The following is a 20,327-nucleotide window of genomic DNA, read 5'->3' on the forward strand; positions in this document are numbered from 1 at the left end:
GCTATGAACAAATCCATTGTATTAACTGTTTTTACACCCAGTTATAACCGGGGACATTTATTAGGACGTCTATACGCATCCCTGCAACGCCAGTCTACAACCTGTTTTGAATGGATAATCATAGATGATGGTTCAACTGATAATACAGAAAACATCATACAACAATGGCAAAAAGAACATACACAATTTCCTATCAGATACATAAAAAAAGCAAATGGAGGAAAAGCACGTGCCATTAATGATGGAATCAAATTAGCCCAAGGAAAATATTTCTTTATTGTAGATTCGGATGATTATCTGACCGATGATGCACTGGAATCTTTAATTAAATGGTTTTCAGAGTTACCAGAACAAACTAATTTTATAGGAGTTTCCGGATTACGGGAAATAAATAATCATAATTCTTCCATACCGAATAAGAGTTTCAATTATATTGATACCTCTAATATCAATCGCGCTAAATATGGTTTGGAAGCAGATATGGCAGAAGCTTTTTTTACAGAAAAGTTAAGGCAATATAGTTTCCCTGTATGGGCCAATGAAAAATTCATACCAGAATCTGTTGTATGGGATCAGATGGCACTTGATGGTTACATTTTGCGCTGGTATAACAAAGTCATTTACTATTGTGAATATCTGGAAGGAGGATTAACACAATCCAGCTGGAAGCTCCTGAAAAACAATCCGATGGGATATGCCCAAATGTTTCTAAAGAAACTGGCATATATTGATAACCCCAAATTACGCATCAACTATATATTGCAATTTATATCATGTTGCTGCCTGGCACATGAATATCGCTATATATTAAAATGTCAGGACAAGAAAGTCTTCTTCTTGCTCCCGATAGGGTTTATGCTTTCTATACGTAGAAGACTCCAATTTAAATCCTACCTTAGATGAAAAAGAAAATTATATTCATAATCGAATCCTTTATTGTAGGTGGAGCAGAGAAAATGTTAATAGATATCGTCAATCATTTAGATCCTGATTTATATGATATTACGGTATGCTCCATCTATAAATACAGTGTTTATCCTAATTACGAACGATATTTTGATAAGCCGTTTAAGGAGCATATTCATTATAAATATATTATAAACAACCATAAACGCTGGTATTATCGTTTATCATCTTATGTGCTGAAGCACTTTCCTTCATTATTTTATAAAATTATGATAGGAAATCAATACGATACCGTCATTGCTTTTTATGAAGGCCAGCCTACACATCTTGTCGGAAGTGCTAACATTAAAGGAAAGAAAATAGCCTGGTTGCATACACTTACTGAATATTCTCAAAAAAATAAAACCGATGAAGGTCTGATTAATGAAAAAAAAATATATCAGGCTTTTGACCAAATTGTGGCGGTATCACAAGCTGTTCTCGATAGTTTTCAAAAAACATTCAGTATTCCGGACACAAAAACAACGGTGATATATAATTCAGTCGACATATCAGCAATAAATCAAAGAACACTTGAAAAAATATCACTACCTGTTCTAAACGAACGCCCTGTTTTCATTTCTGTGGGAAGAATTATTCAAGTGAAAGGATATGACAGAATTATTCGTGTTGCATCATTACTAAAAAAAGCAGGTTTTTCATTCTCATGGTGGATACTTGGAGGAGGAAGTGATCACGAAGAAGAAAAACTAAAAACAGCCATTCAAAATCACAATTTACAGAATAATATTATACTACTAGGTCATATAGGTAATCCTTATGCTTTTATGTATCATGCAGATTGTTATGTTTCCGCCTCATATATTGAAGGACTTAGTATATCCTTACTAGATGCCATGGCACTCCATCTACCCATTATAGCATCCGACATACCATCCAACAGAGAAGCATTATCTCAACAAAAAGATATAAATAGAATACTATTCAGTAATGATATAGAGTTTCTGAATCTCTTAAAAGAGACATGCGAAAAGATAAAAAACAAGAGATCAGTTATTCGGACAAACTTGGATGGAAGATTTCACAAACAGAAACAACTGAAACTTTTATATAAAATACTATAATGATTAAATTATATTCATGGATTAGAAAATATTTACTAAAAATAGATGACAGAAGCCAACTGGAAATAGCTATAGCCAATGGACTTCAAATAGGTAAAAACTGTCATATTTTAGGAGAATGTATCATAGATCCAGGTCATTGTTGGTTGATATCAATCGGTGATAATGTAACACTTGCTCCACGTGTGCACGTATTAGCACACGATGCCTGCACCAAACGTATATTAGGTTACACGCTGATTGGACGTGTTACTATAGGTAATAATGTTTTTATAGGAGCAGGAAGTATCATATTACCTAATGTAAAAATAGGGAATAATGTAATTATAGGAGCAGGAAGTGTTGTATCACGATCAATTCCAGACAATTGCGTTGCATTAGGATCACCTGCAAGAATTATATGCAGCTATGAAGAATTCATTGAAAAAAAGAAAAAATTATTCAGTAAAAGTCCACGCTACTCAGAAGAATATGTCATAGGAAATATTACTGAAGAAAAAAAGGAACAAATGATTGAGGACCTTTCTGATAAAATAGGATTTGTTATATGATTAGTATCATCATTCCCGTATATAATGTATCTCAATATTTAAATGAATGCATCCGGTCTGTAGTAAATCAATCGTATAAAGACTTTGAATGTATTCTGATTGATGATGGTTCTTCTGATGGAAGTGAAATAATATGTAACCAATGGGAGCAAAAGGATTCAAGAATAAAGGTAATCCATCAACCCAATCAGGGAGTTTCAAAGGCTAGAAATAGGGGAATTACAGAAGCGCAAGGTGAATACATTGCCTTTATTGATAGTGATGATTGGATAGCCCCCAATTATTTAAACGAATTGTTTCAGCCAATTGAAAAATATAATGTAGATTTAGTGGTTTGTGGGTTACAACGACATTATAGCAATGGAGCGTTCAAAAATTATTCATATAAGACAGGTATAATACATATAGAGCAACAAGATACAAACGCATTTACAGATATCAACAAAAAGTTCTTATTATTTGGACCAGTCATCAAATTATACAAAAGGACAATCATCCAAGAACATAATATCCATTTTCCACCAGAGTACACTTATGGTGAAGATTTGCTTTTCAATTATAACTATTTGGAATATGTAAAAGCAATATATATTGTTGACCAATGCCTTTATCATTATCGTATTATAGGAAACGGAACGTTATCATCCATAAAAAGAATCAATCAGTTTGAAATTGATTATGCACAATGGAATATTTTAAAGGATTTTTTTCAGCGAAAAAATCTATGGAATGATTATAGCATTTCCTACTTGTATCATCGATTATGGTGGTGTATGTATGATGCGATATTATCTTTTCCTGAATGTTTCAAAGGAAAATCTATAAATTACAAATTACAGTATATTAAACAGATAGTCAGTATAACAGAAGTTAAACAATTACCCCAATATATAAAAGATATACATGCTCCTCAATGGATAAAAATATGCATCTGCCAAAGAATGTATAGACTTTTATGGGGACTTATAGAATTGAAACATGAAATTAATATTATATCCACATGGCGGAAGCGGTAATCACGGATGTGAGGCTATCGTTCGATCTACTTGTAAAATAACTCAGGCTGATGTTACACTTTTTTCCGCTTCACCTGAAGAAGACAAAAAAGTGGGATTGGATGCAATTTGCAACGTACAATCTGATCATTGCCCTATATCCCGTTTTAGTCTACAATATCTCAAAGCTGTTTTTCAAGCTAAAGTTTACGGTGCCCAAACAGCTTATGACCGTATTCACTTCTCCCCGATATTGAAAGCTGCTAAAACAGCCGATTATATACTCTCCATCGGAGGAGATAATTATTGTTATGGTGTTCCAAAGTTCATCTATCTGGTTAATAAAGAAATCCGTAAAAAGGGAGGAAAAACAATTTTATGGGGATGCTCTATAGAACCAAACAGCATAAAAGGAGAAATGTTGGAAGACTTACAAGGATACACTCATATTATTGCCAGAGAAAGCATTACCTATCAGGCAATGAAGGACAAAGGCTTGAAGCAAGCTATACTTATTCCAGATTCGGCCTTCCAATTAAACCGAATTGACTTACCTTTATCTAATAAGTTCATTGAAGGAAATACAGTTGGAATCAATGTAAGCCCAATGATTATCGGTTATGAAAGTGGAAAAGGAGTGACATTACAAAACTATATTGAATTAATCAATTACATCATTACTCAGACAGATATGCAGGTTGCCTTAATTCCGCATGTAGTATGGAGCCACAATGATGATCGAATACCTTTAAACATATTGTATGACAGATTTAAGGGAACTGGACGTATCTGTATGATTGAAAACCATACAGCAGAAGAACTGAAAGGATATATTGCCCGTTGCAGATTTATGATTGCTGCACGTACACACTCTTCTATTGCTGCTTATTCCGAGAAAGTCCCAACATTAGTTATCGGATACTCTGTTAAAGCAAAGGGCATTGCCCAAGATTTATTCGGAACATACAAAAGATATGTTCTGCCTGTTCAATCTTTAAAGAAAAAAGATGATATGACAGAAGCATTTAAATGGCTACAAGCTAATGAATCCAATATAAAACAACAGTTAGATATAATAATTCCAAACATTAAAGAACAAGTATCTAATATTAATCGTATTTTTGATAGATGACAATAATTTTCTTCATATTCTTTATCGGATGCCTTTCTATTATTTTCATTTGCACAGATTTCTATTTTTCACTAAAGACATGGACTAATAGAATCCATATAGGACGATGGAATACTCGGGCCGAATGGCAAAAAGCGATGAATAAAAAGGCACAAGATTGGTTAAGACATACCCCAACCGTAAAAATTAAGGACTCCAAACGACTTATTTTATGGGATATCATCTGTAAAAAATACCAATCAAATGCAATTCAATCCTGGCAAATTGCAGGACTGCTATTAGGGGTAGAACCACAAAAACCTGATATATATGACAAATTAAACAAAAGGTTATCTGATCAGAATATTATATATCCCGATCAGGTTTTACTAGCATATACATTAAAGAAAAGAAATGCACTTTCAATCGAAAATGAACATAAGATTCTTTCATTTTTGAATAAATATCAATCCTCAACTATCCCATACAGAGACAACTTACCCAATATTCGCTTCGTTGATACAATTGGAATGGTCTGTCCGTTTTTAAACTTATGCGGAAAAGAAAATATAGCAACCAAACAAATTAAAGAATTTGATGAAATCTTACTGAACCATGTATTTCCTCCTCATGCCTATCATTTAACGAACAAACTACCTTTAGGTATTTACGACTGGAGCAGAGGACTTGGCTGGTATATACTAGGTATTACTGAAGCCTCCTATTCAGAAGAAAATGAGAAAAGAGTTATTAGATTAGCAGAAAGTTTACTTCCTCTGCAGCAAGAGGAAGGAGGATTCGGTTGTATGTATTTTAATAAAACGACTCGCTTCGAGTCTTCCGGTAGTGCATTGATTGGATTGTTATTCATTAAAGCGTATACAATCACCAAATCAGAAAAATATAAAATTGCAGCCCTTGCGGTAGAAAAAGCCTTAATGAAGGCCACACAAAGGAGTGGAGCTGTAGATTATTCACAGGGTGATACTAAAGGTATTGGATTTTATTCTACAGAATTTTCAACAATGCCTTTTACACTTGGTATTACATTATATCTATCAACCGAACTTAACAAATATGTGTAAAGAACCCATTTTAAGTGTTATAGTTCCCATATACAATGTAGAACAGTATTTAGCGGAATGTTTAGATTCCCTCATCAAGCAAACGGAAAAGAATATAGAAATTCTATGCATTGATGATGGCTCTACAGATAATAGTAAATCTATAGTTGAAGCTTATATCAGTCATCATGACAATATTAAATTAATATGTCAACCTAATCGAGGCCCTAGTGCAGCCCGTAATACTGGAATCTATAACGCCAAAGGTACATATATTGCATTTATTGATCCAGACGATACAATTGCTGAAAATATGTATCAAAAGATGATTACTATAGCAAAAACTTATCAGCTGGACTTAGTAATGTGTAGCTTTAAAACTATCCCCAATAATAATATTGTTTATCCCAATTTTCCTGCCAATTGCGTATGTAATACTCTCGACTTTATCAAATACAATACAAAAATCCATGAAAGTAATGATTTATGTTTTTCTTGGAGATTTATATTTAAAAGGAATTGGGTTATTACAGAACAAATCCTTTTTAATGAAAATGTACGGTGTGGAGAAGATACTACATATAATTTAAAAGCATTACTTTCCACAACAAGAGTTTATCTAATCAAAGAGGCATTATATTATTATCGTGTAAATAATACAAATAGTATCATGAGAAGTAAATATAATCCTTACATGGAAAGTAGCCTTATTTTACAAGTAAAAGATAAAAAGGAACTAATAAAAAAATATAATTTGGATTTATATACGCCTATAACTTACGATATGGCCCAATATATCATTAAACGATATACAAACTTATTATTTAGAAACGTTTTCAACAATCCAAATTCTTCAAATAGACTAAAAGATATAGAACATATTCTATCGCTAAAGTTTATTAAAGAATCTTTTCATATAATAGGTTATAAAAATCTATATAACAGTAAGAAAGAGTATCTATTTTTCTTATTAATGAAATGGAAAGTCAGTTTTGCTGTATATAATATATTAAAACGACAATTTATAAAATAAAACAAGAATGATTATAAAAACAATAATACTCTATATCTGGAATGCAATAGTAAATCTATATATTCAAGGAAATGCCAATATCCACTTAATGAATGATTTTATTTATAAACACTTCGTACAAGCACCTAAAGTAGCTTCTCTGGAAGATTCCGTAAACCATATCCTACAAACCCATTGTTCAGTCAGCAGATTAGGGGATGGAGAAATCAAACTGATAGCTGGGAAGAAATTAGGATTTCAAGATAAAAATCCAATATTACGAAAAAAAATGATTGAGGTGTTAAGTAAACCCATAGCAAACCATATAGTATGTCTACCTGATATATTTAACAATCTATCTATATATGACTCAGACTCCCAAAAACACTGGAAAAAACATTTAGCCTTCTATCGAAAATATTGGTATAAATATATAAATAAACAAACAACTTTTTACAATGCCTTCATCAGTAGATGCTACATGATGTATCAAAATCCTCCTATGGCTAATCGTATGTTTAACCTACTTAAACAAATATGGCAAGATAGAGATTTAATAATAATAGAGGGAGAAAAAAGTCGTCTTGGAGTAAATAACGATTTATTTAACAACGCTAAGTCAATAAAAAGAATTCTGGCACCTAATAGAAATGCATTCAATTACTATCGTCCTATATTAGAAAAAGTAACTCAATACGATAAAACTAAATACTTAATTCTACTAGCCTTAGGTCCTACTGCAACTATTATGGCTTACGATTTAGCGAAATTAGGATATCAGGCTATTGATATAGGACACGTAGATATTGAATACGAATGGTTTCTAATGAAAGCTACTCATAAAGTTCCCGTACATAATAAATTTGTAAATGAAGCTGGAGCTGGAGTTGGTGTAGGACTATGCAACGACCAAGTGTATTTAAGCCAAATTATTTCTAAAATTGGATAAATATCTATTCATTAGTAACAACCTCAGTTATTCCCTTATTATAAAAATAGTAGTTAAGGAAAATCTATCAATTAAATAACCAATATCAAACATATTCCGATAGAAACCAGAATTTACTAACTTTATTACTACATAGTCTCATGTATACATGAAAAAACGCATTTTCATAGCCATACATTATTTAGAAATTGGAGGAGCGGAAATAAGTCTAATCGGTCTGCTCAATGCAATCGATACAGAACTGTACGATGTTGATTTGTTTCTGTACAGTCACCGGGGAGAACTGTTGAAACAGGTACCAGATACGGTACACTTATTACCGGAAATCAAGAAATATGATGTCATAGAAAAACCGATAAAGGAAGCGATACTGAAAGGATTCCCTGATATTGCATTGGCCAGATTATGGGCTAAATTCCAGTTTGCCCGGTATGCAAAGAGAAACCACTTGAAAGAAGGTTCGGCTATCCTACAATATGTATTTGATGCGGTGACACCGCTGTTGCCGGACATCAATCCGAATACGGAATATGATCTGGCCATCAGCTTCCTGACTCCTCACAACATTGTATTGAATAAAGTAAAGGCAAAGAAAAAATTAGCATGGATTCATACGGATTACACCAAAATCAGTGTGAATGTGGAAAAGGAGATAAAAGTATGGAGTCAGTTCGACCATATTGTTTCCATATCGGAAGATGTGACACGTTCTTTCTTGAGTGTATTCCCAACTTTGGCCGGAAAAATCATCGAGATAGCCAATATTCTTTCTCCACGGACGGTCAGAGCAAAGGCACTGACAAGCAAGATAGATTCCCCGATCCAGAACGGACGAGTCAATCTGCTCTCTGTAGGTCGTTTCACCTTTGCCAAGAATTTCGACAATGTGCCCGATATATGCCGACGGATATTGCAGGAAGGATGTGAGGTATACTGGTATATCGTAGGCTATGGAGGAGATGAACAACTGATAAAGGAAAAGATAAAAGAAGCAGGAATGGAAGAACACGTCATTCTTTTGGGAAAGCGGGAAAATCCTTACCCCTTCATCAAGGAATGCGACATTTATGTACAGCCTTCCCGATTTGAAGGAAATGCCGTTACCGTACGCGAAGCACAGATACTGTGTAAGCCTGTCATTGTGGCTAACTATCCCACGGCGCACAGCCAGATTAAACAAGGTGTCGACGGAATCATTGTTCCGCAAGACAATGCCGGCTGTGCCCATGAAATAGCTCAATTTATCAAGAATAAAGAACTTCAACAAAAGATAGTCGGTTATTTGAAGGAACACGACTACGGAAACGAAAAGGAGGTGCAAAAACTCTACAGTTTAATGAATTAATTACCCTTTTTTACCCTTCACGCCCTTCACCGATCCGGACTACCCGATAACGGTTGCCCTCACGGGTATGCAACCGTTCTACACCGGAAGCCACCAAGGCACTGCCGAACCGGGAGAGGTTGATGTTACGCATCAGTCCCCGATGATGTTCACGGAGTACTTCGAGGATATCGGCAAGGGAAAGCATCTCACCAGCCTCATTGGACACTGCCGCACGGAAATGGCTACGGAAGATTTCTTCTTCGGGCATGATCCGGTAAAAATCCAAATTACGGCGCTGTATCTCGGCTTCTTCTTCGGAAGTGAACCAGTAACGTTCACCGGCAAGCAGTTCATGACGAAGCTGGGCGTAAAGCTGGTCATGATTGATATTCGTACAATCGATCATGCTTTCCACTTCCACACAGATGAAACGACGGCTGCCGGTAGGATCCGTCAACAGGTCTTTGCGGTTGGAAGTACCAATGAAGGAAGCAATACGAGGCAACTGACAGTAATTTTTCTTATAGGCTCTGCGGAGGTTGAGCGATGGTATTTGCATCAGATTTTTCAACTGTGCCATTTTCCGTACCGACAGCCGGTCGAACTCATCGAGATTGATCAGTCCCATAAGGGCCAGCTTCATTTCGGTAGTATGTCCTTCCGACAAATCAAGCTGATCGGTATAATAAGCCTGCAAAGAAGCCGGAACAAGCGATTTGCAGAACGTAGACTTATGCCAGCCCTGTTCGGTACTGACAAGCAGGGGAGCGGTACTATTGGCATGAATACCCTGGTTCAGTCCCATCCACTGAGCCGTAAGTGCCAGCATCCACCGATGAAAGCAGTCCCTCCAGTAGGAAGTAGACGATACACGCCTTGCCAGGTCGGTCATCCGGTCGGTACCATCCCATTCCGGCAGACTATCCAGATACAGTCGGAAAGGGTGATAAGCCTCGATGTACGTAGAACGGACATAGCGCTTTACATCACGGTCGCGGCAGCACAGACCGGAATTAAAGGCTTCGATGCATATCGTATTCATTTCGCGGTCATCCAATAATGCAAACTCTGCTGTCGGAGTCTGGACAGAACGGAACTCTGTCATCTCTGTCAGCAGATTGAAACGAAACTGGTAATGCTCGTTCAGAAAACGGCTCAACTCATCGGGTTTGTAACGTCTGGCCCGTGTAACAAAAGGTTCTACCACACGGAGAGATGCCGCCGGCACCTCGGCTGACTGGTCTGTAACGAAGTGCTTGCGGAGCTTACAGAAAATGTTTTTAAGGAATTTTTTCATACAGTTTTTATTTATAACTTTGGCAAATATAACGTACACAGTGACCTGCTGCAACAGCTTCAACAGCCGTTGGACAATATCTTGCGACAAGCCGTTTCGAGGCTTTCAACAGCCTTAGATACCTCGAAGATAAAAGGGAAACGTGCAGACGTTGGAACCATTACACAAAGGTGAACACATCGCCCCACCAAGGTGAAATGAACGCTTCACAGGAGTCAGGCGAACGCTTCATTTAAGTGAAAAGATACTCATAAAACTATGTGAAACATGCCTATTCTATTTGACTTTTATGCATCTCCATCCGATCCGGAGAAGGAGGGAAAAGAGAAATATCATGCACGGGTGGTAAGAAGCCATACCGTAGACATAAACGATATAGTGAACAACATCAGCAAGCGCTGTACACTCTCGAAAGGGGATATACGGGCAGTACTGGATGAATTAGGGGATGAGCTGGCATACAACTTGTGTGAAGGCGACCGTGTGTACCTGCCGGGGATAGGTTATTTTTACCTTTCACTCTCGGCTCCCAAGGATGCCGATCCCAAGACCACCCGTTCACAGAGCATCGGAATAAAGGCGGTAGAGTTCAGGGCAGACAGTATCCTGAAGAACAGCCTGGAGAACCGTGCTCGGTTTGAACGAAGCGACATCAAAGTACATTCCTCCAGACTGGACATCTACGAAATAGACGCATTACTGGTGGACTACTTTTACGAGAACGATTTTCTGACAAGAACCAAGTTTGAAAGGCTTTGTGGTTTTACGAAAACAACTGCTCAACGGCATTTACAGAGATTGCAGGATGAAGGCAGACTGGTAAATGTCAACACGCTACACAATCCGATATACAAGCCGGCCAAAGGCTTCTACGGGAACGTGTGAAGGGCGTGAAGGGCAAAAAAGCATGATTTTTTTATTTATGATACCTAAAATAATACATTATTGCTGGTTTGGCGGGAAAGAAAAACCTGAAGATGTGAAACGCCTGATAGGTACATGGAAGAAATATTGTAAAGGATACGTCATCAAAGAATGGAACGAAAGCAATTTCGACATCAACCAATGTGCCTATTGCCGGGATGCCTATCAGCATAAGAAATGGGCATTTGTAAGCGACGTGGCACGCCTTTGGGCTTTGTATCACGAAGGAGGCATCTACATGGATACCGATGTGGAAGTGTTACGCCCGCTGGACGATTTATTAGGGCACAAAGCATTTTTAGGATTTGAAGGAACTCAATGGATAGCGACTAACATCATAGGAGCAGAACCGAAGAATGAACTAATAGGTGAATTCCTGAACTCCTATCAACAGCGCGAGTTTATCAAGGCAGACGGAAGTCTGGATCAGACTACCAATGTAGAAGAATGGACCCGAATGCTAACACGTTCATACGGACTGATCCTGAATGGAGAAAAACAGCAAATCCACGATTTTACGGTATATCCTTCGGAGTATTTCACTCCCTACGATTACCTGAACGGAAAAATCACCCGCACGCCAAAGACTTACACCATACACTGGTTCAGCCAGTCGTGGATAGGCAATTCCAAGTGGCGTACTAAACTATCACAATTATTCCATCGACTGATAGGAACAAAAATGAAATAAGACAGACAAATGAAAACACTCACCATATTTACCCCTGCATATAACCGGGCTCACACATTAGGTAGAACGTACGAAAGCCTGCTACGCCAGACTTGTGACGACTTTGAATGGCTGATTGTGGATGACGGTTCCAAGGATTCAACAAAGGCACTGGTGGAAGGATGGATACAGGAAGGTAAAATCAGTATCCGGTACATTTACCAGCAGAATCAGGGAATGCACGGTGCCCACAACACCGCGTACCGGAATATAGATACCGAACTGAATACCTGTATCGATTCTGACGACTATATGCCCGATGATGCAGTGGAAACGATTGTCAATTTCTGGAAAGCCCATGGTTCCGATAAGTATGCAGGCATCATCGGCTTGGATTGTACTGAAAACGGAAACATCATCGGGACTTCTTTCCCTAAAGGAATGACAGAAACGACCTTGAACGGCTTCTATGCCAAAGGAGGGAAGGGGGACAAAAAACTGGTATACCGAACTGAAGTAATCAAGCAATATCCGGAATATCCCATCTTTGAAGGAGAGAAATATGTGAGTCTCGGCTACAAGTATCTGCTCATTGATCAGGATTATACGCTGCTTACCTTGAATAAACCGCTTGTCGTTGTAGAATACCAGCAAGATGGCTCCAGCATGAACATGTACCGGCAGTACTGGAACAACCCTAAAGGATTTGCTTTCATCCGCAAAGTCGACATGAAACTGTGTGGCAGCATGAAACGAAAATTTGAATCGTGCATACACTATGTATCCAGTTCCATCCGATCCAAGAATATACATTTCATTGCAGAATCTCCTTTGCCAGGTTTGACCATACTCGCCATTCTACCGGGCTGTTTATTGTACCTACTGACAAAATATAAAGTGCAATCCAACCAAAAATTGAATGTAAAATGAATAAACCCATCAGAATACTGAATCTCTTTACCATCATGAATCGGGGAGGAGCAGAAACCATGGTCATGAATTACTATCGTGCCATCGACAAAAGCAAGATACAGTTCGACTTCATGGTACACCGTCAGGAACGGGGAGCTTATGACGATGAAATAGAAGCGATGGGAGGAAGGATATTCAGGATGTGTCCTATTTATCCACAGAACCTGTTTAAATATCAACAATTGTTGAAAACGTTCTTCGATAATCATCCGGAATATCAAATTCTTCATTCACACATGTCTGAATTGGGTTATTTTGCTTTCAAGGAAGCAATTAAACACGGAGTACCAGTGCGGATTTGCCATGCACACAATGCACCCGTATTCAGCAGTGAAACCGCAATAGAGAAACTCAAACGAATTCCTCGGGAACTGTTGGCAAGGCAAATGCGTAAGCTCTCAACCGACTACTTTACTTGTAGCCAGATTGCAGGAGAATGGTTATTTGGAAAGAAAAATCGGGAAAAACTGATTTTCATGCGGAATGCTATCGATGCCGCAGCCTTTGCCTATAATGAAGCAACCTCCCAAAAAGTAAAAGCTGAATTCGGCTGGGCCAACAAATATGTGATTGGTCATGTAGGAAGATTCTGTCCGCAGAAAAACCATGATTTTCTGATTGACATCTTCCACGAATTTCATGCCAAACATCCTGAAAGTGTATTGGCGCTCGTTGGAAGCGGAGAGCTTCAAGGTGTGATACAAGAAAAAGTCAAGCATCTTGGACTGGGAAAAGATGTCTGTTTCTTAGGAAACAGAGCAGATATGCCTTTACTCTATCAGGCATTCGACGTATTCCTCTTCCCTTCTTTCTACGAAGGCTTGCCTGTTTCATTAATAGAAGCGCAAGCCAGTGGATTGCCTTGTGTACTATCGGATACTATTTCTGACCAGACCAGACTTACACCTGTTTATTATCCTATATCCATCAAGGAAAAGCCAGAAGTATGGGTAACTCAACTGGAAAAGTGCATGAATATGCCACATGTAGATACAACTGCTATGATAAAGAAGGCTGGTTTCGATATTAGCAACAATGCAGAATGGCTGACGAATTTTTATCTAAACAAACTATCATGATGAAAAATCCTTTAGTCTCTATCATCGTACCGGTATACAATACGGAGAAATACATTCGTGAATGTCTAAATTCTCTGCTCCAACAAAGCTATTCACACATTGAAATCATAGCAGTTGACGATGGTAGTACGGACAATAGCCTGTGCCTATTAAAAGAGTTGTCAGTCAAAGACAATCGACTAAAGGTGTTCTCCCAACCCAACCAAGGAGTTTCGGCAGCCAGAAACTTAGCACTCAGTAAAGCTACGGGAACATACGTCATGTTTGTAGATGCGGACGACTGGATTGATTCATCTACAATCGAAGAGTGTCTGCAAACGATAGAAGATGCGGATGTCTGCTTCTTTGCATACGTACGAGAGTTTAGCAATCGCTCGCTGCCTAAGTTATTGTTTGCACAAACACAGCATTTCACAAAAGAAGCATGTAAACAACTCCAGCGAAGAATGATAGGACCGGTAGGCGAGGAACTTGCCAATCCGGGTATGCTGGATTCATTAGGGACTATCTGGGGAAAACTTTATCGAAGAGAGGTGCTTGATGGGACATCGTTTATTGATTTAAAAATAATCGGTACAGCAGAAGATTCCCTCTTCAACTGCAATGTATTTAGAAAAGTACAGAAAGCCGTTTACATAAACAAAGCTTTTTATCATTACCGTAAATTCAACTCCGGTGCAGAAACGAAAAGATATAAGCCCCAGTTATCTCAGCAATGGAACAGACTATTCAACTACATGAAAGCAACTGTCACTGATGAAATCGGTCACAAAGCTCTGTACAACCGTATTGCACTCAGCATTATCGGATTGGGATTAAATGAATGTTTGTCCCCCGATACCCTGAAAGCGAAAACAAATAAAATAGCTGAGATTATCAGACAGCCACATTATAGAGAAGCATATAAAGAACTCGATTTAACCTACTTCCCGATACATTGGAAAGTCTTCTTTTTTGCAGCCAAGCATAACATGAACAGAGTGCTTATGCTATTAATTGTATGTATAAAGAAAATAATATAAAAAACGTATGATAAGTGTTATAGTTCCCATATACAACGTAGAAGAATATTTACCTGCTTGTATTGAAAGTATTATTAACCAAACATACAAAGACCTTGAAATTCTCTTAATAGATGATGGTTCTACAGATAATTCTGGGAAAATATGTGATGAATATGCCAAACAAGATGGTAGATGCATCGTTATTCACCAGCAAAATAAAGGGCTGTCAGGAGCAAGAAACACAGGTTTAGATCATGCAACTGGGGAGTACATCTCTTTTATTGACGGAGACGACTATATTCATCCGCAAATGCTTGAAATCCTGTATGAAGCCTTACAAAAAGGAGATTATGATTTTTCAATGGTAACTTTCAAACAAGTATGGAAATATTGTAAAGAAGATATTACAGTAACTATCAATAACACTTTTACCGCTAATCGTTTAAGTTTAATGAAGCGATTATACAATGTCAATGACCAAAAGTTAAAATGGTCTGAAATGAATTTTCAAGTTGTATGGAATAAACTATATAAAAAAAGTTTGATAAGCAATTTAAGATTTAAACAAACAGGAACAGAAGATACCGAGTTTAATAACCAAGTATATCTTAAGACAAATTCTGCTCTTTTAGTAAATGTTCCACTATACTATTGGGTACAAAGACCATCATCTATAACTCATCAACTTATAAATCAAAACTTTATTAATCGCGCATATTCATATCTTATATGTTTACATGAAATTCCAGTAGAAAATAACTTATATAGAGCATTTTGTCTACAAAAACTATATAAAACTATAATTAATATTCGATATCGTTCTGAGAAGACAAAATGGAATAATTATACAATTAGCCAATTCTTAATATTAAAGCGACAAACAATAAAAGAATTTGTTCGAAATAAACACATCTGTTTATCTAAAAAAATAGGTTTACTTTTATTCCTTTATATACCTAAAACATATAATTGTTTCATGTTTATAAATGAATCAATATATAAATTAAAGAAATGAATATATGAAAATAGTTTATACCATAAATAGTATTCGTGGCTTAGGAGGAATACAAAAAGTTACTTTATTAAAAGCTAATGCTTTAGCTGATATTCCTCAAAATAAAGTATATATTATTGTTACAGATAATTGGATGAATCACCCTTTGATTCACGAACTATCTCCTAAAATAACCTTTATCAATCTCCAAATCAATTATTATAAAGACGACTATAAATCTAAGCTCCATCAGATAATATCTAATTTTAAGATTATAAATCATTATCTCAAGCTACAAAAAGTCATTTCACAAATAACCCCCGACATAATTATCAGTGTAGGACAAAGCGAAAAATATATAGTACCTTTACTTCATACGAACGCTATAAAAATTAGAGAAATACATTTCAATTCCAATTATCGTAACTTCACTTATAAATCGAAAATATTAGCTAAATCCTTAAATTTTTTAGATTATAAGGTTATGTCAAAAGGATATAACAAAATGGTCTTGCTAACAAAAGAGGATAAAGATACTTTTTTCCCCAATAATAATAAATTCATTTATATTCATAACCCTGCAACATTTGAACCTACAAACAATTACAATAATAATAATTATATAATTGCAGTGGGTAGATTAAGTATAGAGAAAGATTTTATATCATTAATAAAAGCATGGAATCTTGTGCAAAGAGAATGCCCTACCTGGAAATTAAAGATTGTTGGTGAAGGTCCAGAAAGAAACAATTTAGAGGAAGAAATCAAAAGATTAAATCTTGGTAACAGTGTCGTATTAACAGGATACTCCAATAATGTAAAGAAAGAGATGGCAGAATCATCAATTTTTGTTCTAACATCTTTATATGAAGGATTCGGCTTAGTTCTATTAGAGGCAATGGCATGCGGATTACCCTCAGTTGCTTTTGCCTGTCAATTTGGCCCTAAAGATATTATTACAGATGAAAAGAATGGATTGCTAATATACAATAGAGATATAAAATCTCTAAGCGAAAAATTAATCTATTTAATACAACATCTAGATGTCAGAAAAGAAATGAGTAATCAAGCATTAAAAAGGGTAGATGATTTTTCTATCAACAATATCATTGATCAATGGATGCAACTATTTCAATCTGAATTAAGAAATTAATCCCAATTAAGCACGATTCGTTCAGCTTTATTTCAGAGTCGGAACTAACAGCATCAAATATCTATTCGTCCCGATTTTACCCATTTTAGACAATGTAAAATTGAATATATAGATACATAATAAGCCTTATTTTCATCACCTTTTTCATCAATTTAAAACCTTATAATAAAAAAAATAGTACATTTGCACACAATATATTTCTTTTAGAGATATAGAATTCATAACTTAATTAATTTAATAAAGCAACTATATGGAAAAAGAAAAATATGTTATGCCTCAAGCTATTGAAGAGGCTTTTGTAGCAAATAGCTACTGCTCCAACTGTGGAACACAAGTAACAGGAAAGAATGGTATGCGTTGTATTAACCCTTATCACAATCATTATGATGAAGGTTATTTTACTTATGTATGGATTGATGCTCCAGGAAGTGTAGTCTGTAATACTTATATAACAAAAAGTACTCCTAAAAGTAATAGTGATGGTGGTATGACTATACCATATGGTGATCCATGTCTATTCAAAGACAATCACACAGAGTATGCCAACAGGAGTGTGTCCGTGAGGGGAGTTGGAAATTACTATGTACCAGCCAGTGTTGCAGAAAATAAAGGGGGGGACTGTTACGGTTCTTATCGCTTCGATGGGACATATATTGATAAAGTATTGAGCTAAAAATATGTTTACCCTCCAACCCGTCAATTCGTTTGAGAAATTTCTATGCAATAAGGCTTTTAATTCAGGAACTCCTATCTGTGGGACATTCGAACTTCTACCAGCCTGCAATATGGACTGTAAGATGTGTTATATTCGTATGTCTCCACATGAAATGTATCAACAAGGTACACCACTGTCTGTAGACGATTGGTTACGTATCGGAAAAGAAGCCGCAAACAGTGGGTGTATGTTTTTATTGCTTACGGGAGGAGAGCCTTTATTATACCCTGATTTCTTAAAACTTTATGAAGGATTACGGTATTTAGGTATCATTATCACACTAAATACGAACGGGACATTAATTGACAAACAGATAGCAGAAACATTCAAGCATAATCAACCACGACGGGTAAATATATCTCTTTACGGAGCATCGGATAATACTTACAAAGAATTATGCGGCAATCCGAAAGGGTTTACCCAAGTGATGAATGGCATTCATTTACTACTGGATGCTGGAGTGCAAGTGAAAATAAACTTTACTCCAACTCCGCAAAATTGCCATGATTTGGAGAAAGTAATTGAGATAACAGAAAGTTTAAATATTCCGATTTCTACTCCTACTTATATGTTTCCTCCAGAAAGGAAACCTAGAAAGATATCAACCGATAATATCAATAGACTTTCTCCCCAGCAGGCAGCCAAAGAGCAATTAAAAGTCATACGAATGGGGCATCCTCATTTATCCGATTACATCAACTATATAAAGGAAACATTAGAGGATATTAAAGAAACAGAAGAAGAAGAAGAAGAGGTTTTACCCCCTGGGGGCTTACTTTGCGCAGCCGGTGTCAGTAGCTTTTGGGTAAATTGGAAAGGAGAAATATCACCCTGCGGAATGCTCCAGAAGCCAGCTAGAAGCCTAAAAGAATATGCATTCAAAGAGGCATGGGAGGCTATAAAAACAGAAACCAAACAAATCTTCACTTCAAAAAAATGTTTTAATTGCAGATTCCGTAAAATTTGTAAAGCATGTGGCGCCGCATCGTTTGCTGAAAATCATGATTTTTCTTTACCTGCAACATATCATTGTGAATTGAATGAAGCTTACGAAGAGCTTCTGAAAGAAGAATTAAAAAAACTTGAATAAAAGCAAATAAACAAATGAGAACCAACGAAAACTATGTATTACGTGAGATAGATGAAGAAAGCATACTTATTCCTATTGGAGAGGCATCAGAGCATCTGAATGGAATGATTCATTTAACTCCAACGGCTGCTTTTATCTGGAAAGAAGTAGATAGTTCTAACTGCCTGGAAGAAATCATACAAAAATTAATGGAAAAGTATGAAATAACAGAAGAAATCGCAAAAAGAGATGTCTATGGTTTTCTAACAGAGCTTTACAGACGAAATATGGTGTTGGAAATCCCCGAATTGAAGGATAATGTAGAAACACTTGAAAAATAAATGAAGTCGAAAATTTACCTATCGATTGCTACCGTAATATTTGAAATAACTTCAGAAGCCACCTTACACATTGATGCAGATTGTGCTGAATTCTGTTCGCAAGAAAAGCCCAGCCCTTTTTCTCCGGAACAGACTCAACTGATTCAGGTACAACTGAACGTTGTAAAAGTTTCCAGCAAAATAGATGGGGAGATAATATGCCAAATGCCGCAGTGTATTGTACTCAAACACAAAAACCAGGAAAGGCGTATTCTTATGGGATGTATTAATGCATACTATAGGGAAATTGATGAAAATAAAGTAATAATCGAAATTTGTCAGGAAGATACCGAAACAATTATCATAAATACCTCTTTACTGGAGGCTTTTGCATTGGAACGTTTTTTACTGAAACAGAATGCATTAGTTCTTCATTCCTCTTTGATTGAATGGGAAGGAAAAGGAATAGCCTTTACAGCTCCCAGTGGAACCGGGAAATCGACACAAGCAGCTCTCTGGCAAAGACATGAAGGGTGCGAAATTATCAATGGGGATCGCTCCATCATCGTACAGGATATCATGACACAGAAATATTATATTGCCGGATTGCCATTTTGCGGTTCCTCCAATATTCACCGGAACAAAATAATGCCGCTTAAAGCTATCGTATTTATAGAACAGGCTCCTCAGAATATAGTAGAAAAAATGCCGGGCATAAAAGCCGTAAGTAAGCTCTTTGGAGAAACGAGTATCAATAAATGGAATAAAGAAGCTGTAATGAAAAGCATTGGATTAATAGAAGCTATTGCTAAAAACGTGCCTATGGTGCATTTAAAGTGTAACATGGAACATGATGCTGTACTTACACTTAAACATTACCTGAACAGCCTTCTAATATAGACATTTCATTCTCAATAATTAACGGTTTGTCATGAAATTTGTAGATACACGTGCATATATAGATATGTTACGGGAACTGACGGATGCAGGAAAGGAAGTCAGTCTGATTGTAGCAGGGAGCAGTATGGCTCCTTTTCTGGTGCATCATAGGGATACAATCTTTTTCAGCAAGCCTGACAGTCCGCTGAAAA

The 20,327-nt window shown here is 36.6% G+C and carries 21 protein-coding genes; 20 read left to right on the forward strand and 1 reads right to left on the reverse strand.

Going from position 1 to position 20,327, the window contains the following annotated elements; genetic code table 11:
* The first annotated feature begins 3 nt into the window (after positions 1-3).
* From WKT12_RS12675 to WKT12_RS12715, 9 genes are all read left to right on the forward strand, one after another.
* Positions 4-903, forward strand: coding sequence for a glycosyltransferase family 2 protein (locus WKT12_RS12675; RefSeq protein WP_340319895.1), 900 nt, complete (start codon positions 4-6; stop codon positions 901-903).
* The gene (locus tag WKT12_RS12680) at positions 900-2,030 is read left to right on the forward strand and encodes a glycosyltransferase (protein WP_340319896.1); all 1,131 of its coding nucleotides are present in this window, start codon (positions 900-902) and stop codon (positions 2,028-2,030) included. Before WKT12_RS12675 ends, WKT12_RS12680 begins: the two co-directional genes overlap by 4 nt.
* On the forward strand, positions 2,030-2,581 hold the full coding sequence (locus WKT12_RS12685; protein WP_340319897.1) for an acyltransferase: 552 nt from the start codon (positions 2,030-2,032) through the stop codon (positions 2,579-2,581). Before WKT12_RS12680 ends, WKT12_RS12685 begins: the two co-directional genes overlap by 1 nt.
* Positions 2,578-3,597, forward strand: coding sequence for a glycosyltransferase family 2 protein (locus tag WKT12_RS12690; protein ID WP_340319898.1), 1,020 nt, complete (start codon positions 2,578-2,580; stop codon positions 3,595-3,597). The genes WKT12_RS12685 and WKT12_RS12690 overlap by 4 nt, the downstream gene beginning before the upstream one ends.
* A complete protein-coding gene (locus tag WKT12_RS12695; protein WP_340319899.1) occupies positions 3,560-4,708 on the forward strand; it encodes a polysaccharide pyruvyl transferase family protein in 1,149 nt (382 codons plus the stop codon). The genes WKT12_RS12690 and WKT12_RS12695 overlap by 38 nt, the downstream gene beginning before the upstream one ends.
* Before the next feature lie 137 nt (positions 4,709-4,845).
* Positions 4,846-5,772: a glycoside hydrolase family 88 protein gene (locus WKT12_RS12700; protein WP_340319900.1), complete on the forward strand. Its 927-nt coding sequence runs from the start codon at positions 4,846-4,848 to the stop codon at positions 5,770-5,772.
* The gene (locus tag WKT12_RS12705; protein WP_340319901.1) at positions 5,765-6,784 is read left to right on the forward strand and encodes a glycosyltransferase; all 1,020 of its coding nucleotides are present in this window, start codon (positions 5,765-5,767) and stop codon (positions 6,782-6,784) included. The genes WKT12_RS12700 and WKT12_RS12705 overlap by 8 nt, the downstream gene beginning before the upstream one ends.
* A 7-nt stretch (positions 6,785-6,791) precedes the next feature.
* Positions 6,792-7,712, forward strand: a complete 921-nt coding sequence (locus WKT12_RS12710; RefSeq protein WP_340319902.1) for an SP_1767 family glycosyltransferase — start codon at positions 6,792-6,794, stop codon at positions 7,710-7,712.
* Between the two features lie 148 nt (positions 7,713-7,860).
* Positions 7,861-9,057 (forward strand): glycosyltransferase, encoded by a 1,197-nt coding sequence (locus tag WKT12_RS12715; protein ID WP_340319903.1) that lies wholly within the window; start codon positions 7,861-7,863, stop codon positions 9,055-9,057.
* A 10-nt stretch (positions 9,058-9,067) separates the two neighbouring features.
* On the opposite strand, the gene WKT12_RS12720 is transcribed toward WKT12_RS12715, so the two are convergent.
* Positions 9,068-10,336: a VapE domain-containing protein gene (locus tag WKT12_RS12720; RefSeq protein WP_340319904.1), complete on the reverse strand. Its 1,269-nt coding sequence runs from the start codon at positions 10,334-10,336 to the stop codon at positions 9,068-9,070.
* A gap of 267 nt (positions 10,337-10,603) precedes the next feature.
* Between WKT12_RS12720 and WKT12_RS12725 the strand changes: the two genes are divergently transcribed.
* From WKT12_RS12725 to WKT12_RS12775, 11 genes are all read left to right on the forward strand, one after another.
* A complete protein-coding gene (locus WKT12_RS12725; RefSeq protein ID WP_340319905.1) occupies positions 10,604-11,221 on the forward strand; it encodes an HU family DNA-binding protein in 618 nt (205 codons plus the stop codon).
* A gap of 22 nt (positions 11,222-11,243) precedes the next feature.
* On the forward strand, positions 11,244-11,951 hold the full coding sequence (locus WKT12_RS12730; RefSeq protein ID WP_340319906.1) for a glycosyltransferase family 32 protein: 708 nt from the start codon (positions 11,244-11,246) through the stop codon (positions 11,949-11,951).
* Between the two features lie 9 nt (positions 11,952-11,960).
* The gene (locus WKT12_RS12735) at positions 11,961-12,860 is read left to right on the forward strand and encodes a glycosyltransferase family 2 protein (RefSeq protein ID WP_340319907.1); all 900 of its coding nucleotides are present in this window, start codon (positions 11,961-11,963) and stop codon (positions 12,858-12,860) included.
* On the forward strand, positions 12,857-13,981 hold the full coding sequence (locus tag WKT12_RS12740) for a glycosyltransferase family 1 protein (protein WP_340319908.1): 1,125 nt from the start codon (positions 12,857-12,859) through the stop codon (positions 13,979-13,981). The genes WKT12_RS12735 and WKT12_RS12740 overlap by 4 nt, the downstream gene beginning before the upstream one ends.
* On the forward strand, positions 13,978-15,003 hold the full coding sequence (locus tag WKT12_RS12745) for a glycosyltransferase family 2 protein (protein ID WP_340319909.1): 1,026 nt from the start codon (positions 13,978-13,980) through the stop codon (positions 15,001-15,003). The genes WKT12_RS12740 and WKT12_RS12745 overlap by 4 nt, the downstream gene beginning before the upstream one ends.
* A gap of 7 nt (positions 15,004-15,010) precedes the next feature.
* Positions 15,011-16,000, forward strand: coding sequence for a glycosyltransferase family 2 protein (locus WKT12_RS12750; RefSeq protein WP_340319910.1), 990 nt, complete (start codon positions 15,011-15,013; stop codon positions 15,998-16,000).
* 4 nt (positions 16,001-16,004) lie between these two features.
* Complete coding sequence (locus tag WKT12_RS12755) at positions 16,005-17,132, forward strand: glycosyltransferase family 4 protein (protein ID WP_340319911.1); 1,128 nt, start codon at positions 16,005-16,007, stop codon at positions 17,130-17,132.
* A 250-nt stretch (positions 17,133-17,382) separates the two neighbouring features.
* Positions 17,383-17,805: a hypothetical protein gene (locus WKT12_RS12760; protein WP_340319912.1), complete on the forward strand. Its 423-nt coding sequence runs from the start codon at positions 17,383-17,385 to the stop codon at positions 17,803-17,805.
* 4 nt (positions 17,806-17,809) lie between these two features.
* A complete protein-coding gene (locus tag WKT12_RS12765) occupies positions 17,810-18,937 on the forward strand; it encodes a radical SAM/SPASM domain-containing protein (protein WP_340319913.1) in 1,128 nt (375 codons plus the stop codon).
* 14 nt (positions 18,938-18,951) lie between these two features.
* Positions 18,952-19,257, forward strand: a complete 306-nt coding sequence (locus tag WKT12_RS12770) for a PqqD family protein (protein WP_340319914.1) — start codon at positions 18,952-18,954, stop codon at positions 19,255-19,257.
* On the forward strand, positions 19,258-20,136 hold the full coding sequence (locus tag WKT12_RS12775) for a hypothetical protein (RefSeq protein WP_340319915.1): 879 nt from the start codon (positions 19,258-19,260) through the stop codon (positions 20,134-20,136).
* Positions 20,137-20,327: the final 191 nt, after the last annotated feature.

Origin of the sequence: Phocaeicola sp. HCN-6420, assembly GCF_037890145.1 — a bacterium.
GTDB lineage: Bacteria > Bacteroidota > Bacteroidia > Bacteroidales > Bacteroidaceae > Phocaeicola.

Excerpts from the sequence above, each read along its gene's own strand:
- WKT12_RS12675 (WP_340319895.1), top strand. The coding sequence starts at position 4 with ATGAACAAATCCATTGTATTAACTGTTTTTACACCCAGTTATAACCGG.
- WKT12_RS12680 (WP_340319896.1), top strand. The coding sequence starts at position 900 with ATGAAAAAGAAAATTATATTCATAATCGAATCCTTTATTGTAGGTGGA.
- WKT12_RS12685 (WP_340319897.1), top strand. The coding sequence starts at position 2,030 with ATGATTAAATTATATTCATGGATTAGAAAATATTTACTAAAAATAGAT.
- WKT12_RS12690 (WP_340319898.1), top strand. The coding sequence starts at position 2,578 with ATGATTAGTATCATCATTCCCGTATATAATGTATCTCAATATTTAAAT.
- WKT12_RS12695 (WP_340319899.1), top strand. The coding sequence starts at position 3,560 with ATGAAATTAATATTATATCCACATGGCGGAAGCGGTAATCACGGATGT.
- WKT12_RS12700 (WP_340319900.1), top strand. The coding sequence starts at position 4,846 with ATGAATAAAAAGGCACAAGATTGGTTAAGACATACCCCAACCGTAAAA.
- WKT12_RS12705 (WP_340319901.1), top strand. The coding sequence starts at position 5,765 with ATGTGTAAAGAACCCATTTTAAGTGTTATAGTTCCCATATACAATGTA.
- WKT12_RS12710 (WP_340319902.1), top strand. The coding sequence starts at position 6,792 with ATGATTATAAAAACAATAATACTCTATATCTGGAATGCAATAGTAAAT.
- WKT12_RS12715 (WP_340319903.1), top strand. The coding sequence starts at position 7,861 with ATGAAAAAACGCATTTTCATAGCCATACATTATTTAGAAATTGGAGGA.
- WKT12_RS12720 (WP_340319904.1), bottom strand. The coding sequence starts at position 10,336 with ATGAAAAAATTCCTTAAAAACATTTTCTGTAAGCTCCGCAAGCACTTC.
- WKT12_RS12725 (WP_340319905.1), top strand. The coding sequence starts at position 10,604 with ATGCCTATTCTATTTGACTTTTATGCATCTCCATCCGATCCGGAGAAG.
- WKT12_RS12730 (WP_340319906.1), top strand. The coding sequence starts at position 11,244 with ATGATTTTTTTATTTATGATACCTAAAATAATACATTATTGCTGGTTT.
- WKT12_RS12735 (WP_340319907.1), top strand. The coding sequence starts at position 11,961 with ATGAAAACACTCACCATATTTACCCCTGCATATAACCGGGCTCACACA.
- WKT12_RS12740 (WP_340319908.1), top strand. The coding sequence starts at position 12,857 with ATGAATAAACCCATCAGAATACTGAATCTCTTTACCATCATGAATCGG.
- WKT12_RS12745 (WP_340319909.1), top strand. The coding sequence starts at position 13,978 with ATGATGAAAAATCCTTTAGTCTCTATCATCGTACCGGTATACAATACG.
- WKT12_RS12750 (WP_340319910.1), top strand. The coding sequence starts at position 15,011 with ATGATAAGTGTTATAGTTCCCATATACAACGTAGAAGAATATTTACCT.
- WKT12_RS12755 (WP_340319911.1), top strand. The coding sequence starts at position 16,005 with ATGAAAATAGTTTATACCATAAATAGTATTCGTGGCTTAGGAGGAATA.
- WKT12_RS12760 (WP_340319912.1), top strand. The coding sequence starts at position 17,383 with ATGGAAAAAGAAAAATATGTTATGCCTCAAGCTATTGAAGAGGCTTTT.
- WKT12_RS12765 (WP_340319913.1), top strand. The coding sequence starts at position 17,810 with ATGTTTACCCTCCAACCCGTCAATTCGTTTGAGAAATTTCTATGCAAT.
- WKT12_RS12770 (WP_340319914.1), top strand. The coding sequence starts at position 18,952 with ATGAGAACCAACGAAAACTATGTATTACGTGAGATAGATGAAGAAAGC.
- WKT12_RS12775 (WP_340319915.1), top strand. The coding sequence starts at position 19,258 with ATGAAGTCGAAAATTTACCTATCGATTGCTACCGTAATATTTGAAATA.